This window comes from Streptomyces sp. Ru73, assembly GCF_002920575.1.
GTDB lineage: Bacteria > Actinomycetota > Actinomycetes > Streptomycetales > Streptomycetaceae > Streptomyces.
Genome location: NZ_PQSQ01000009.1, coordinates 97,864 through 111,669, shown reverse-complemented (window position 1 = coordinate 111,669; position 13,806 = coordinate 97,864). Strand labels below are relative to the sequence as shown.

General features: G+C 71.4%; 12 protein-coding genes. 7 read left to right on the top strand and 5 right to left on the bottom strand.

Translation table 11 applies throughout. The annotated features are described in order from the left end of the window. Positions 1 to 66 precede the first annotated feature (66 nt). Positions 67 to 1,719, bottom strand: coding sequence for a protein kinase (locus C3486_RS06595; RefSeq protein WP_103831634.1), 1,653 nt, complete (start codon positions 1,717 to 1,719; stop codon positions 67 to 69). A gap of 446 nt (positions 1,720 to 2,165) precedes the next feature. On the opposite strand from C3486_RS06595, the gene C3486_RS06590 reads away from it, so the two are divergent. Further along, the gene (locus C3486_RS06590) at positions 2,166 to 3,713 is read left to right on the top strand and encodes a protein kinase (protein WP_103831633.1); all 1,548 of its coding nucleotides are present in this window, start codon (positions 2,166 to 2,168) and stop codon (positions 3,711 to 3,713) included. A gap of 96 nt (positions 3,714 to 3,809) precedes the next feature. Here C3486_RS06590 and C3486_RS06585 read toward each other — a convergent pair whose 3' ends face one another. From C3486_RS06585 to C3486_RS06575, 3 genes are all read right to left on the bottom strand, one after another. Next, complete coding sequence (locus C3486_RS06585; protein ID WP_103831632.1) at positions 3,810 to 4,835, bottom strand: phosphotransferase; 1,026 nt, start codon at positions 4,833 to 4,835, stop codon at positions 3,810 to 3,812. Between the two features lie 57 nt (positions 4,836 to 4,892). Then, positions 4,893 to 5,309, bottom strand: a complete 417-nt coding sequence (locus C3486_RS06580; protein ID WP_103831631.1) for a pyridoxamine 5'-phosphate oxidase family protein — start codon at positions 5,307 to 5,309, stop codon at positions 4,893 to 4,895. A gap of 136 nt (positions 5,310 to 5,445) precedes the next feature. Next, positions 5,446 to 6,105: a response regulator transcription factor gene (locus tag C3486_RS06575; RefSeq protein ID WP_103831630.1), complete on the bottom strand. Its 660-nt coding sequence runs from the start codon at positions 6,103 to 6,105 to the stop codon at positions 5,446 to 5,448. Positions 6,106 to 6,432: 327 nt separating this feature from the next. On the opposite strand from C3486_RS06575, the gene pdhA reads away from it, so the two are divergent. The 6 genes from pdhA to C3486_RS06545 all read left to right on the top strand — a co-directional run bounded on the left by pdhA (position 6,433) and on the right by C3486_RS06545 (position 12,793). Beyond that, positions 6,433 to 7,656 carry a pyruvate dehydrogenase (acetyl-transferring) E1 component subunit alpha gene (pdhA, locus tag C3486_RS06570; protein WP_103831629.1) on the top strand — a complete coding sequence of 408 codons (1,224 nt, stop codon included), beginning with the start codon at positions 6,433 to 6,435 and terminating at the stop codon, positions 7,654 to 7,656. Position 7,657: 1 nt separating this feature from the next. Beyond that, positions 7,658 to 8,641 (top strand): alpha-ketoacid dehydrogenase subunit beta, encoded by a 984-nt coding sequence (locus tag C3486_RS06565; protein ID WP_103831628.1) that lies wholly within the window; start codon positions 7,658 to 7,660, stop codon positions 8,639 to 8,641. Positions 8,642 to 8,664: 23 nt separating this feature from the next. Continuing rightward, complete coding sequence (locus C3486_RS06560) at positions 8,665 to 10,119, top strand: dihydrolipoamide acetyltransferase family protein (protein ID WP_103831627.1); 1,455 nt, start codon at positions 8,665 to 8,667, stop codon at positions 10,117 to 10,119. Positions 10,120 to 10,218: 99 nt separating this feature from the next. After that, positions 10,219 to 10,656, top strand: a complete 438-nt coding sequence (locus tag C3486_RS06555; RefSeq protein WP_181138463.1) for an NUDIX domain-containing protein — start codon at positions 10,219 to 10,221, stop codon at positions 10,654 to 10,656. Positions 10,657 to 10,793: 137 nt separating this feature from the next. Beyond that, entirely contained in the window at positions 10,794 to 11,483 is a 690-nt protein-coding gene (locus C3486_RS06550; protein ID WP_103831625.1) for a GntR family transcriptional regulator, read from the top strand. Further along, positions 11,480 to 12,793, top strand: coding sequence for a nitrate/nitrite transporter (locus C3486_RS06545; protein WP_103831624.1), 1,314 nt, complete (start codon positions 11,480 to 11,482; stop codon positions 12,791 to 12,793). The genes C3486_RS06550 and C3486_RS06545 overlap by 4 nt, the downstream gene beginning before the upstream one ends. A 107-nt stretch (positions 12,794 to 12,900) precedes the next feature. On the opposite strand, the gene C3486_RS06540 is transcribed toward C3486_RS06545, so the two are convergent. Then, on the bottom strand, positions 12,901 to 13,725 hold the full coding sequence (locus C3486_RS06540) for a maleylpyruvate isomerase family mycothiol-dependent enzyme (protein ID WP_103831623.1): 825 nt from the start codon (positions 13,723 to 13,725) through the stop codon (positions 12,901 to 12,903). Between the last annotated feature and the right edge of the window lie 81 nt (positions 13,726 to 13,806).

Sequence of the window (13,806 nt, the reverse complement as noted above, 5' to 3'; positions counted from 1 at the left end):
TCGATCAGCGAATGTACCCAGGAAGATCACTTAAGTGTGCCGCGTTCTGCGGTCGTGCCGGAGCCGTTATGAAGACTTGCCCGTCGACACGACCAGCTGGATCTTCTCGTCGCCCTTGGGGTCGTAGTCGTCGCTCTCGGCCGGGGTCTGCCGGATGACCGCGTTCTTGCCCCACATGGGCTCGCTGTTCTCGTAGGAGATGTCCCACTGCCAGCCGGCCTCGCGCATGCACGCCTTCACCGAACTCAGGTTCTTGCTGTAGAAGTTCGGCATCATGACCTTCGACTTGTCGTCGAAGCTCTCGACCGCGTCCGTGCACTCCTTCGGGTCGATGGTCCGGTCCTTCTGTTCGGGCTGGACCTTGTTCGCGGAGTCCTCGGTGGGGGAGGCGGTGGGCTGGGGGGAGCCGGAGCCGCCGGCCTGGGGGCTCGGCTTGTCCGGGTCGCCGCCGCTGAGGGCGATGACCAGGACCACGGCGACGACGGCGATCAGGGCGACCACCGCGGAGCCGATCAGCACCGGCTTGTTGTTGTTCCTGCCGCCGCCGGACTGCCCGCCGTTCTGCGGCGAGATGGTGTACGGCGGCGGGGTCTGGAGGCCGCCGTTGTACGGGCCGGGCGTCGGGGCCGGTGTCTGGTAACCGTGCGTGGGCGGCGGCGGGGTCGACGGGCCGAAGCCGCCGAACTGGCCGTTCGCGGGCGGCGGGGTGTACGGGCTCTGCACGTTCGGCGCGCCCGTCGCCGGGGCTCCGGTCGCCGAGGGGAAGACCGCGGAGGCCACCGAGGAGCCGCTGGTCCGCGGGCCCTGACCGCCGACGATCACCGGCGAGCCGCCGGTCTGTCCGGCCTGGGCGATGCGCAGGCACTCGTCCTGCATGGCCTGGGCGGTGGGGAAGCGCTCGTTGGGGTTCTTCTTCAGCGCGCGGGCCACCAGCGCGTCCACCGCGGGCGGCACCGAGCGGTTGATGCTGGAGGGCACCGGCGGCTCCTCCTGCACGTGCGCGTACGCGATGGCCAGCGGCGAGTCCGCGTCGAAGGGCAGCTGCCCGGTCAGCAGCTCGAAGAGCATGATGCCGACGGAGTACAGGTCGGAGCGGGCGTCGACGCCGCGGCCCAGGGCCTGCTCGGGCGAGAGGTACTGCGGGGTGCCGACGACCATGCCGGTCTGGGTCATGGAGGTGACGCCGGACTGCATGGCGCGGGCGATGCCGAAGTCCATGACCTTCACGACGTTGCGCTTGGTCATCATGACGTTGCCGGGCTTGATGTCCCGGTGGACCAGGCCCATCTCGTGGCTGACCTCGAGGGCCGCCAGCACATCGGCGGTGATCTTCAGCGCCTTCTCGGTCGGCATGGCGCCGAACTGCGCGACGTCGGCGTCCAGCACCGAGCGCAGCGGCTGCCCGGCGACGTACTCCATGACGATGTACGGCGTCATCCCGCCGTCGAGCTCGTCCTCGCCGGAGTCGTAGACCGAGACGATGTTGGTGTGCGAGAGCTTCGCGACGGCCTGTGCCTCGCGGCGGAAGCGCTCGCGGAAGGCCTGCTCGCGGCCGAGCTCGGTGTGCAGCGTCTTGATCGCGACCTCGCGGTCCAGCACGCTGTCGTACGCGAGGTGGACGGAGGCCATGCCGCCGGCGCCGAGAAGATCACGCAGCTGGTAGCGTCCCCGCCCCACCGCACGGCCCGCGCCATGGCCCTGTGCGCCGTCCTGGCTCATCTTTCCGTTTCCCCCTCGGCGCACTGCCCGGTCCGCCCGTACGCGGCGTGCCCGGGCTGTTCTGTTGCTGGCCGGGGCCGGTATGCGACCGGCAGGCCAGGTTCTGGAATTCCGCAGCCAAGTGTGCCTCAGGCCTCCGGCCAGTCAAGCCGCGTGCCCGTTCCGTGACCAGATGGGCAGCGGCCCCGCACGCCCGCGCCGCGGACAGGAGCCTGCCAGTAATGGGCCGGGCCGTTGTCGCGAGCGTGTCAGAAACCTGTCACGACTCTGTCAGCGCGCCCCGGGCAAATCGGTCACTCGTAGTGAACTTGCGACATGTGAGCGGTGCAGGGTTTGATGGCCGGTCCCTCACAAAACCGGTGCGCGCCGCGGAGCCTGTAGCGTGCTCTTGCGAAGACCGAGACGTAAAACCGCGTACACGCGGCCCGATTCGACGGCGAGGACCGATGGCACAGACGCAGAGCCCCCAGGGCCCGTCCGATCCTGAAGCCACCGGCTCCAATATCCCCGACGCACCGGAGATGTGGGGCAACGGAGGTCTGGTCGGCGACGGGCGCTACCGCCTGACGCGCCGTCTGGGCCGGGGTGGCATGGCGGAGGTGTTCGCCGCCGAGGACGTCCGGCTGGGCCGTACGGTCGCCGTGAAGCTGCTGCGCTCCGACCTCGCCGAGGACCCGGTTTCCAAGGCCCGCTTCACCCGCGAGGCGCAGTCGGTGGCCGGTCTGAACCACCACGCCGTGGTCGCGGTCTACGACTCCGGCGAGGACCTGGTCGGCGGCAACACCATCCCGTACATCGTGATGGAGCTGGTCGAGGGCCACACCATCCGCGATCTGCTGCTGAACGCGGACGCGCCGCCGCCGGACCAGGCGCTGATCATCGTGTCCGGGGTGCTGGAGGCGCTGGCCTACAGCCACCAGCACGGCATCGTGCACCGCGACATCAAGCCCGCCAACGTGATCATCACGAACAGCGGCGCGGTCAAGGTGATGGACTTCGGCATCGCGCGCGCCCTGCACGGCGCGTCGAACACGATGACCCAGACCGGCATGGTCATGGGCACGCCGCAGTACCTCTCGCCCGAGCAGGCGCTCGGCAAGACCGTCGACACCCGCTCCGACCTGTACGCGACCGGCTGCCTGCTGTACGAACTGCTCGCGCTGCGCCCGCCCTTCGTCGGCGAGACCCCGCTGTCGGTGGTGTACCAGCACGTGCAGGACACCCCGGTGCCGCCGTCCGAGGTCTCCGACGCGGTGCCGCCGGAGCTGGACGGGCTGGTCATGCGCTCGCTGGCGAAGGACCCTGACGACCGGTTCCAGACCGCCGAGGAGATGCGCGGCCTGGTCCAGTACGCGCTGCAGATGCTGCACGAGCAGGGCGGCCACACCGGTACCTGGAGCACGGGCCCGGTCGCCGTGCACGAGGGCGGCTCGACGCCCGCCATGGGCGTGGCGGCCACCACGGCGATGCCGCACCCGACGCACGGCTCGACCGCGGCGCAGCCGATCCTCCCGCAGGGCATGCGGGACGACGACGGCGGTTACGAGGGCGGGCCGCGCGGCTCCAAGGGCGGCCGGGGCAAGATCTGGCTGATCGCCGCGCTCGCGCTGATCGCCATCGTGGCCGGCGTCGCCCTCGCGCTGCACAACACGGGTGACGACAAGCCCGAGAAGAACCCGAAGCCGACGCCGACGGCGACGAAGAGCAAGGACGAGAAGACCACCGAGCCGCCGTCGGAGGAGCCGACGACCGGGGCGACCCAGCCCGGCGGCACGGGCGGCAACACCGGTGACTACACCCAGGGGCCGACCAACACCGGGAACCCGACACCGTCGGACACCCAGTCGGCGACGGACGAGCCCACGGACCAGCCGACCGACGAGCCGACGACCACCGAGCCCACGGACGAGCCGACCCAGCCGACCCAGGAGCCGACGGACGACACGTCGCCGATCATCCCGCCGCCGAGCGCGGACACCGGCGGGGACCAGTAACCCTCCGGGCGATCCTTACGCGCGGTGCAGGACCCGACGAGCGGGGCACGGAGAGCCGTGCCCCGCTCGTTCGCGCAGGGCCTGGTGAGGCGGGTTTCAGCCCGTGAACGCCTGCCGTACCGCCGCGTACTCGTCCGTCCACCACACCGCCAGCGCGGCCGCTGCCGGGAAGAGGCCGTCGGCGCGCCGGTCGCCCAGCCGGTACCGCCAGTCCAGCATCCAGAAGTCGTTCAGCCGCTCCCACCAGACGCGGTGCACGGCGGCCGCCAGCTCGTCCGGGCCGACGCCCGAGGCGCGCCGGTAGGCCCGTGCGTACGCCGCCACCTTCGCCAGGTCCAGACTGCCCGACGGCCGGACGAAGAAGATCGCGGCGGCGCGTACGGCCTCCTCGGCGCGCGGCTTGACCGCCAGCCGGTCCCAGTCGACGATCGCGGCCGGCTCGGCGCCCCGGTAGAGCAGGTTCAGCGGGTGGAAGTCGCCGTGCACCCAGCCCGCGGGGGCGGCGCGGGGCGGGCGGTGGTGGGCGTGCGCGGCCAGCAGGGCGCGGCGTTCCCGGAGCCGGTGCTCGGCCAGCGTGTCGAAGCTGTCGTGCGGGCGGGCGGCCCTGGCCAGGGCCAGCAGCTCGTCGATGCCGACGAAGGTGGCGGCCGGGTCGGCGCTCTCCTGGCCGGGCTGCGGCGGCTCCTCGGGCAGGACCTGGGCGAGGGCCACGTGCACCCGGCCCAGCAGCGTGCCGAGGCGGTGGCACTGGCCGGGTGTGAGGGCAGCGCCGTCCAGGTGGCGGCCCTCGACCCAGGGATGCAGGGCGTAGCAGCGGCCGTCGAGGACGGCGACGGTGCGGCCGTCGGCGGCGCGTACGGGGGGCGCGACGGGCAGCCCCATGGCGCCCAGCAGGCGGGTGGCGCGGTGCTGCCGGACGAGGGCGCCGCGGTCGGCGTCGAGATGGTGCTTGAGGAAGAAGCGGCCGTGCGTGGTGGTCAGCCGGTAGCCGTGGTTGAGCAGCCCTTCGGCGACCGGCTCGCACGACAGCGGCTCCCCGGCGCCTTCGTAGCGGCGCAGCAGGGAGCCGAGGGTGTGTCCGTCGGGCGTCGTTGCCGTCCGGACCGCAGATGAGCGCAGCACCCGTCAGATGTTAGATCACCGCGGCCGGGCCGGATTCCCGCACCGGTCGGCTATCGGTCAGCCTGAAGAGGCGTATCCGAACACCGGGACATCGGTCAGCGTGTGGACCTTGGCGAAGACCGGTTCGATGTGCAGGAAGACGGGGTCGAAGGGCTCGCCGTCGGCGAGCGCGGGGGTGCGCCCGAAGGCGTCGTGGTCGGCCGGGCGCGGGCACACGACGCCGGCCGTACCGGTGAACTGCACCGCCCAGGTCTCCCGCTCGCCCGCCGTGACGTTGTCCGCCTGGTACGAGACCACGCTGCCGTCCAGGGCGCGGTGGTAGCCGTAGCCGCGGTGCAGGCGCAGCAGCAGCCGGCGCTCCTCGGTCACCACGTGCCGGGCGACCGTGGTGAAGGGCAGCGCCCGCAGGCTGGCCGAGACCCGGCCGTAGGGCGTACGGCTGAGCAGCTCCAGTGCGCGGAATTCGTCGGGCATGGCCACCACCCTGCCCGGCTGCGCTGTGCCTGCTGTAGGGGCGGCCGCCCCCGGGCCGCCGGGACGTTGGTCCCGAAATCACGGATTCCGCAGGTCAGCCCGGTAAAGCCGGCAATGGCGCGGCACCGGGCCGTGATCAGCGGCCTTCCGCCTGCATTCTGGCCACGTATGCGGCGGCCTGCGAACGGCGTTCCATACCGAGTTTGGCGAGCAGGCTGGAAACGTAATTCTTGATGGTTTTCTCGGCCAGGTGCAGCCGTTCCCCGATGGCGCGGTTGGTGAGTCCCTCGCCGATCAGGTCGAGGATCCGCCGTTCCTGTTCGGTGAGGTTCGCCAGCCGGTCGTCGCCCTTGGGACCGCCGCCGTCCCGCAGCCGTTCCAGGACCCGTGCGGTGGCCACGGGGTCCAGCAGGGACTTGCCGGCCGCCACGTCCCGGACGGCCGAGAGCAGCTCGTTCCCGCGGATGGCCTTGAGCACGTACCCGGAAGCACCGGCCATGATCGCGTCGAAAAGTGCCTCGTCATCGGCGAAAGACGTGAGCATGAGGCACTTGATGTCCTCGTTCTGCGAGCGGATCTCGCGGCACACCTCGACACCGCTGCCGTCCGGCAGCCGGACGTCCAGCACGGCCACGTCGGGGCGCGTCGCAGGGATCCTGACCAGGGCGTCCGCTGCCGTGCCGGCCTCGCCGACCACCTCGATGTCGCTCTCTACGGTGAGCATGTCGTGAACGCCACGCCGGACGACCTCATGATCGTCGAGGAGGAATACCGTGATTTTTCCGTCTTCGTGCACGGCCTCAGTCTCACACACGAACCCTTCCCGTGCTCCGGCCCGGCGATATAACGTGCCGTTGTCCCGGCGGCCTGCGACGCTGTGACCAGGAGTTGTTCCCACCCTTCGCGATTTACTTGGAAATCCAAGCAAAATCGCAGGTCAGGGCCGTTTTCGCTTAGGCTCGGGAAATGGGTAACGTGCATGGGCAGGCCACGTCCGGGGCAGTTTTGTTCCACCCGGGCCTGACCGCGTTCGCACACACCCCGTGCGCCGTATCGGAGACCGGGTGAGCCGCAATACGGCCGCCGGCGGACCCCGGGGGCCGGACAGACGGAGGAGCAGCACGTGACCGTGGACAGCACTGCCGCACGGAAAGCTACGCGCAGTAGCGGCAAGCGCACGACCGCGAAGAAAGCGCCCGGCGGGACCGCGGCGAAGGCCAAGACCGGCGCGAAGGCCGGGACGAAGCCGGCCGCCGGAACGCCGGCTTCGGCGGAGCAGGATCCGGACCGGTTCGTCCAGCTGCTCACCCCCGAGGGGGAGCGCGTCGAGCACCCGGAGTACGCGATCGACCTGTCCGCCGAGGAGCTGCGCGGCCTGTACCGCGACATGGTGCTGACGCGGAAGTTCGACGCCGAGGCGACCACCCTGCAGCGCCAGGGCGAGCTGGGCCTGTGGCCCTCCCTGCTGGGCCAGGAGGCCGCGCAGATCGGCTCGGGACGCGCGCTGCGCGACGACGACTACGTCTTCCCCACCTACCGCGAGCACGGCGTCGCCTGGTGCCGCGGGGTGGACCCGACGAACCTGCTGGGCATGTTCCGCGGCGTCAACCACGGCGGCTGGGACCCGAACAGCAACAACTTCCACCTGTACACGATCGTCATCGGCTCGCAGACGCTGCACGCGACGGGCTACGCGATGGGCGTCCAGAAGGACGGCGCCGACTCCGCCGTCATCGCCTACTTCGGTGACGGCGCGTCCAGCCAGGGTGACGTCGCCGAGTCCTTCACCTTCGCCGCCGTGTACAACGCGCCCGTGGTGTTCTTCTGCCAGAACAACCAGTGGGCGATCTCCGAGCCGACCGAGAAGCAGACCAGGGTGCCGCTCTTCCAGCGCGCCCGCGGCTACGGCTTCCCCGGCGTACGGGTCGACGGCAACGACGTGCTCGCCGTCCTCGCCGTCACCAAGGCGGCCCTGGACCGCGCCCGCACCGGCCAGGGGCCGATGCTGGTCGAGGCGTACACCTACCGCATGGGCGCCCACACCACCTCCGACGACCCCACGCGCTACCGCGGCAACGACGAGCTCGCGGCCTGGGAGGCCAAGGACCCGATCCTGCGGCTCCGCCGGTACCTGGAGGCCGAGGGGATCGCCGACGAGGCGTTCTTCGCGTCCGTCGAGAAGGAGGACGAGGCGCTCGGCAAGCGGGTGCGCGACGCGGTCCGCACCATGCCGAACCCCGATGACATGGCGATGTTCGAGCACGTCTACGCCGACGGGCACGCGCTCGTCGACGAGGAGCGCGCCCAGTTCGCCGCGTACCAGGCCTCGTTCGCGGAGGAGAACTGACATGGCTGTCTTCGAGAAGATCACGATCGCCAAGGCGATCAACGAATCGCTGCGCGCGGCCATGGACGCCGACCCCAAGGTCCTCGTCATGGGCGAGGACGTGGGCAAGCTCGGCGGCGTCTTCCGCGTCACCGACGGCCTGCAGAAGGACTTCGGCGAGGACCGGGTGATCGACACCCCGCTCGCCGAGTCCGGCATCGTCGGCACCGCGATCGGCATGGCCCTGCGCGGCTACCGCCCGGTCGTCGAGATCCAGTTCGACGGCTTCGTCTTCCCCGCCTACGACCAGATCGTCACCCAGCTCGCCAAGATGCACGCCCGCGCGCTCGGCAAGGTCAAGCTGCCGGTCGTCATCCGGATTCCCTACGGCGGCGCGATCGGCGCCGTCGAGCACCACTCCGAGTCGCCCGAGGCGCTGTTCGCGCACGTCGCGGGCCTGAAGGTGATCACTCCTTCGAACGCCTCGGACGCCTACTGGATGCTCCAGCAGGCCATCCAGGGCGACGACCCGGTCATCTACTTCGAGCCCAAGCGCCGCTACCACGACAAGTCCGCGCTGGACACCGAGGCCATCCCGCACCCGCTGCACAAGGCCCGCGTCGCCCGCGAGGGCAGCGACCTGACGCTCGCCGCGTACGGCCCGATGGTCAAGGTCTGCCAGGACGCCGCCCAGGTCGCCGCCGAGGAGGGCAAGTCGGTCGAGATCGTCGACCTGCGCTCGATCTCGCCGCTCGACTTCGACACGCTCCAGTCCTCCGTCGAGAAGACCCGCCGCCTGGTCGTCGTGCACGAGGCGCCGGTCTTCCTCGGCTCCGGCGCGGAGATCGCCGCACGGATCACCGAGCGGTGCTTCTACCACCTGGAGGCGCCGGTGCTGCGGGTGGGCGGCTACCACGCCCCCTATCCGCCGTCCCGGCTGGAGGACGAGTACCTTCCGAACCTCGACCGGGTGCTGGACGCGGTCGACCGGTCGCTGGCGTACTGAGGGGCTTGAGGAGAGTCGTGACCATGACTGCAACCGATCAGCGCTTCCGCGAGTTCAAGATGCCCGACGTGGGCGAGGGGCTCACCGAGGCGGAGATCCTCAAGTGGTACGTCGCCGAGGGCGACACCGTCTCCGACGGGCAGGTCGTCTGCGAGGTCGAGACCGCCAAGGCGGCCGTCGAGCTGCCCATCCCGTACGACGGCGTCGTGCATGAGCTGCGCTTCGGCGAGGGCACCACGGTCGACGTCGGCACGGTCATCATCAGCGTGGACACCGACCCGGGGGCCGGCCCGGCCGAGGCCCCGGCCGCCGCTCCGGAGGCCGACGAGCCGGCAGCCGAGGGCGGCGAGGAGGGCCGCAAGGCCGTCCTGGTCGGCTACGGCGCCGCGCCGTCCTCGACCAAGCGGCGGGCGCGCAAGGCGCAGCCCGGCACCGGTACCGCCAATGGCGTCGGGGCGGCCGTCCAGGCCGAGCTGAACGGCCATGCCGCGCCCGAGCCGGCCGCCGCGCCGGTTTCACGTGAAACGCCCGCGGCCGCGCCCGCTGCCCCGGCCGAGCCCGCCGCCGGCGGCCGTCCGCTGGCCAAGCCGCCCGTCCGCAAGCTCGCCAAGGACCTCGGCATCGACCTGGCGACCGTCATTCCGAGCGGCCCCGACGGGATCATCACCCGCGAGGACGTGCACGCGGCGGCGGCGCCCGCCCCCGCGGCGGTGCCGGAGTACGACGTGGCGCCGGCCCCCGCCGTGCCCGCACCGGCCCCCGAGACGGTGGCCGCGGCCCGGGAGACCCGCATCCCGGTCAAGGGCGTGCGCAAGGCCACCGCCCAGGCGATGGTCAACTCCGCGTTCACCGCGCCGCACGTCACGGAGTTCATCACCGTCGACGTGACCCGCACGATGAAGCTCGTACAGGAGCTGAAGCAGGACCCCGACATGGCGGGCGTCCGCGTGAACCCGCTCCTCCTCGTCGCCAAGGCGTTCCTGGTCGCCATCAAGCGCCACCCGGACATCAACGCCTCCTGGGACGAGGAGAACCAGGAGATCGTCCGCAAGGACTACGTGAACCTGGGCATCGCGGCCGCCACCCCGCGCGGTCTGATCGTGCCGAACATCAAGGACGCCGGCGCCAAGACGCTGCCGCAGCTCGGCGAGTCGCTGAGCGAGCTGGTCGCCACGGCCCGCGAGGGCAAGACCTCCCCGGCGGACATGGCGGGCGGCACGGTCACCATCACCAACGTCGGCGTCTTCGGCGTCGACACCGGTACGCCCATCCTGAACCCCGGTGAATCCGCGATCCTCGCCTTCGGCGCGGTCAAGGAGCAGCCCTGGGTCCACAAGGGCAAGGTCAAGCCGCGCCAGGTGACGACGCTGGCGCTGTCGTTCGACCACCGGCTGGTCGACGGCGAGCTGGGCTCCAAGGTCCTCGCGGACACCGCGGCGATACTGGAGCACCCGAAGCGCCTGATCACCTGGGGCTAGTTCCGTAGGCGGGGACACCCCGCGAGACAGCGGCCCGGGCAGGGCGGCTCGGCGAAAAGCAATTGGTGCCGCCGCGCCGCCTTGCCTACGGTCACCGTCATGACCGATACACAGATCGCTGCTGACATGGGCCGGGACGGCCTCGCGCCGCTGGAGTCCGTCGCCTGGCTGCACGTCCGCGACGGCCGCCTGCTGAGCGTCCGTACGCGCGGCAACGACACCTTCTACCTCCCCGGCGGCAAGTACGAGCCCGGCGAGACGGCCGCTGAGGCGCTCTCCCGTGAGCTGGCCGAGGAGATCGGCGTACGGATTCCGGCGGCCGAGCTGACCGAAGCGTTCACCGTGCACGACGTGGCGCACGGCCGCGCCGGCCGGCGCCTGCGGATGACCTGCTTCACCGGCGGCCCCGCCACCGTGGAGCCCGTACCGGGCCGCGAGATCGCCGAGGTCGCCTGGCACAACGCCGAGGACTTCGACGTCTGCGCCCCCGCGTTCCGCCAGGTCGTACGCCGTCTCACGGAGGCCGGGCGGCTCTAGCGCGGCCCGGTACGGCCCGCGTTCACCTTCCCGTCCATTCCGCATCATGGACGCGTTCGCGGACGCATACCTGTTGTATCTATCCTGTGCTCATGCCCACCCGTCGCCCGGCCACCGCCCCTCAGGGAATGCTGCGCATGCCCCTCCCCTCCGTGTCAGCCCCCGCCCCCGTCCCCGAGAAGACACCCGCCAAGCAGCCGCCCGCCGCCGAGCGGGTGTACGCGTACGTCAAGCAGGCCGTCCTGGAGCGCCGCTACGAGGGCGGCATGCTGCTCACCGAGGGCGAGCTCGCCGAGGCCGTGGGCGTGTCGCGGACGCCCGTACGGGAGGCACTGCTGCGGCTGGAGGTCGAGGGGCTGCTCAAGCTCTACCCGAAGAAGGGCGCCATGGTGCTGCCGGTCTCCGCGCAGGAGATCGCGGACGTCGTGGAGACCCGGCTGCTGGTCGAGGAGCACGCGACGCGCAAGGCCGTGCCCGCGCCGGCCGCGCTGATCGACGAGCTGGAGGCCCAGCTGGCGACGATGCGGGAGCAGGTCGCCGCCGGTGACCTGGCCGCCGTCTCGGTCGCCGACCGCTGCTTCCACGCCGCGATCGTGCGCAGCGCCGGCAACCAGATCCTGGACCGCCTCTACGAGCAGCTGCGCGACCGCCAGCTGCGGATGGGCGTCGCGGTGATGCACGCGCACCCGGACCGGATCGCGAAGAACATCGCCGAGCACGCCGAGATTCTCGAAGCGCTGCGGGCCGGCGACGCGGAGGCCGCCACCACCGCCGTGCACCGGCACGTCGGCTGGGTCCGCAACCTCGCTCAGGGGGACGTGCGATGAGCAGCGCACAGAACGCCCCGGTCACGCTGCCCGGGGACCCGCCCGGCGGCCGGCAGGCCGTCTGGGTCTGGGGCATCGGCGTCGCCGTCTACTTCGTCGCCATCATCTACCGCACCAGCCTGGGCGTCGCCGGGCTGGACGCCGCCGAGCGCTTCCACATCAACGCCTCGGCGCTGTCGACCTTCTCCATCCTGCAGCTGCTGGTCTACGCCGGCATGCAGATACCCGTCGGCCTGATGGTCGACAAGATGGGCCCCAAGAAGGTCCTGATCCTCGGCGCGACGCTCTACACCGTCGGCCAGCTCGGCTTCGCGCTGTCCGGCTCGTACGTCATGGCGCTGGTCTCCCGCGCCCTGCTGGGCTGCGGCGACGCGATGACCTTCATCAGCGTGCTGCGGCTGGGCACGCGCTGGTTCCCGGCCCGCCGCGGCCCGCTGATCGCGCAGATCGCCGCGCTCATCGGCATGTCCGGCAACCTCGTCTCCACCCTCGTCCTCGCCCGGCTGCTGGACACCGTCGGCTGGACGCCGACCTTCGCGGGCAGCGCCGTCTGCGGCATCGCCGTGATCGCGCTGGTCCTGCTCTTCCTCAAGGACCACCCCGAGGGCTTCGCGCCGGTGCCCGTGAGCAAGCCGGCGGTGGCCGGCGGCTACGTACGGCGGCAGATCTCCGAGTGCTGGCGGGAGCCGGGCACCCGGCTCGGCATGTGGGTGCACTTCACCACCCAGTTCCCGGCGATGTTCTTCCTGCTGCTGTGGGGGATGCCGTTCCTCGTCGAGGCCCAGGGCCTCACCGAGACCGCGGCCGGCGGGCTGCTGACCCTCATCGTGGTCTCGAACATGGCTTCCGGGCTCGTGTACGGGCAGATCATCGCCCGCCACCACGCGGCCCGGCTGCCGCTCGCGCTCGGCACCGTCGGCGCCACGGCGTCGCTGTGGGCGGCCATGCTGTGCTGGCCGGGGCACGCGCCGATGGCGCTGCTGGTCGTCACCTGCGTGGTGCTCGGCACCTGCGGCCCGGCCTCGATGATCGGCTTCGACTTCGCCCGCCCTGCCAACCCGCCGGAGCGCCAGGGCACCGCCTCCGGCATCGTCAACATGGGCGGCTTCATGGCCTCGATGACGACGCTGCTGGCGGTCGGCGTGCTGCTGGACGCCACGGGCGACAACTACCGCATCGCCTTCACGACGGTCTTCGTCCTGGAGGCGCTGGGCCTGAGCCAGATCCTGCGGCTGCGCGCGCGGGCCGCCCGCCGCGAGCGCGAGCGGACGGTCGCGAGCCGGGTGGAGGCGGTGCACGTACCGGCGTGACCGCCTGAGCGCACGCCTCCCGCACGTACGAGGGCCCGCCGCCGTGTCCACGGCGGCGGGCCCTGCCGCTTCTCGTCACCCCTGCGCAGCCTCCGGCGTCACCCGCCCTACGGCGTCACCGCGAAGTGGTCCAGCACGGCGGCGGCCAGCGCCTCGTCGCCTTCGGTCTTGATCCGGTCGGCGACCGCGGCGGGCCGCACCCGGCCGCAGGCCAGCCGGACGTACGTCTCCCAGTCGGTCGTGAGCGTCACGGCCGGGCCCAGCGAGACGCTGCCGTCCACCGAGCCGCGGCCCTCCGCGTCGACCCGTACCGTCCGCATGAACTCCACCGGGCCGGTCACGTCGATCACCACGGCCGAGCCGGCCGGCGCGCCCGCGCCCTCGGCGACGACCTTGCCCAGCGCAGGTATCAGGAAGTCGCGGGTGAGGTGGGCACCGGGGGAGTCGAGGTTGCCGGGCTGTCCCAGCGCCCGGCGGATGTCCTGCTCGTGCACCCAGGTGTCGAAGGCCCGTACCGTCAGCGCGTGTTCGAGCGTCTGCTCCTTGCCCTGCGGGCCGCGGACGATCGTGTCCGGCGCGCGGGTCTCGTTGCGCAGCTGCCGGGCGCGGCGGATGATCGTGTACTCCAGCTCGGCCGTCATCTCGGGGCCCGTGTGGTGCCGGCGGACGTCGACCTGCATTTCCATGTACCGCGCGAACTCGCTGCGGACGTGGTAGAGATCGCGCGGCAGCGCATGGATGGGGCGGGGGTCGCCCAGCGCCTCGCAGTCCAGGCCGATGAGGTGGGACACGACGTCCCGCACCGACCAGCCGGGGCATTCGGTGGCGCGATTCCACTCCCCTTCCACGAGTGGCGTCACCAGCTCGGATATCGCTTCGATGGAGTGCGTCCAGGCGTCGATGGAGGGCTGGAGGACTGGGTGGACGGTCACGGGACCCCTCGGACGGTTCGTACGCGGGCTGCTGTCTGTGCAGTTAAGTTACGCTGCGCACGGGCACCCCGGCAGTGCTTT

Excerpts from the sequence above, each read along its gene's own strand:
- C3486_RS06565 (WP_103831628.1), top strand. The coding sequence starts at position 7,658 with ATGGCTGTCTTCGAGAAGATCACGATCGCCAAGGCGATCAACGAATCG.
- C3486_RS06550 (WP_103831625.1), top strand. The coding sequence starts at position 10,794 with ATGCCCCTCCCCTCCGTGTCAGCCCCCGCCCCCGTCCCCGAGAAGACA.
- C3486_RS06555 (WP_181138463.1), top strand. The coding sequence starts at position 10,219 with ATGACCGATACACAGATCGCTGCTGACATGGGCCGGGACGGCCTCGCG.
- C3486_RS06590 (WP_103831633.1), top strand. The coding sequence starts at position 2,166 with ATGGCACAGACGCAGAGCCCCCAGGGCCCGTCCGATCCTGAAGCCACC.
- C3486_RS06560 (WP_103831627.1), top strand. The coding sequence starts at position 8,665 with ATGACTGCAACCGATCAGCGCTTCCGCGAGTTCAAGATGCCCGACGTG.
- C3486_RS06545 (WP_103831624.1), top strand. The coding sequence starts at position 11,480 with ATGAGCAGCGCACAGAACGCCCCGGTCACGCTGCCCGGGGACCCGCCC.
- C3486_RS06580 (WP_103831631.1), bottom strand. The coding sequence starts at position 5,309 with ATGCCCGACGAATTCCGCGCACTGGAGCTGCTCAGCCGTACGCCCTAC.
- C3486_RS06595 (WP_103831634.1), bottom strand. The coding sequence starts at position 1,719 with ATGAGCCAGGACGGCGCACAGGGCCATGGCGCGGGCCGTGCGGTGGGG.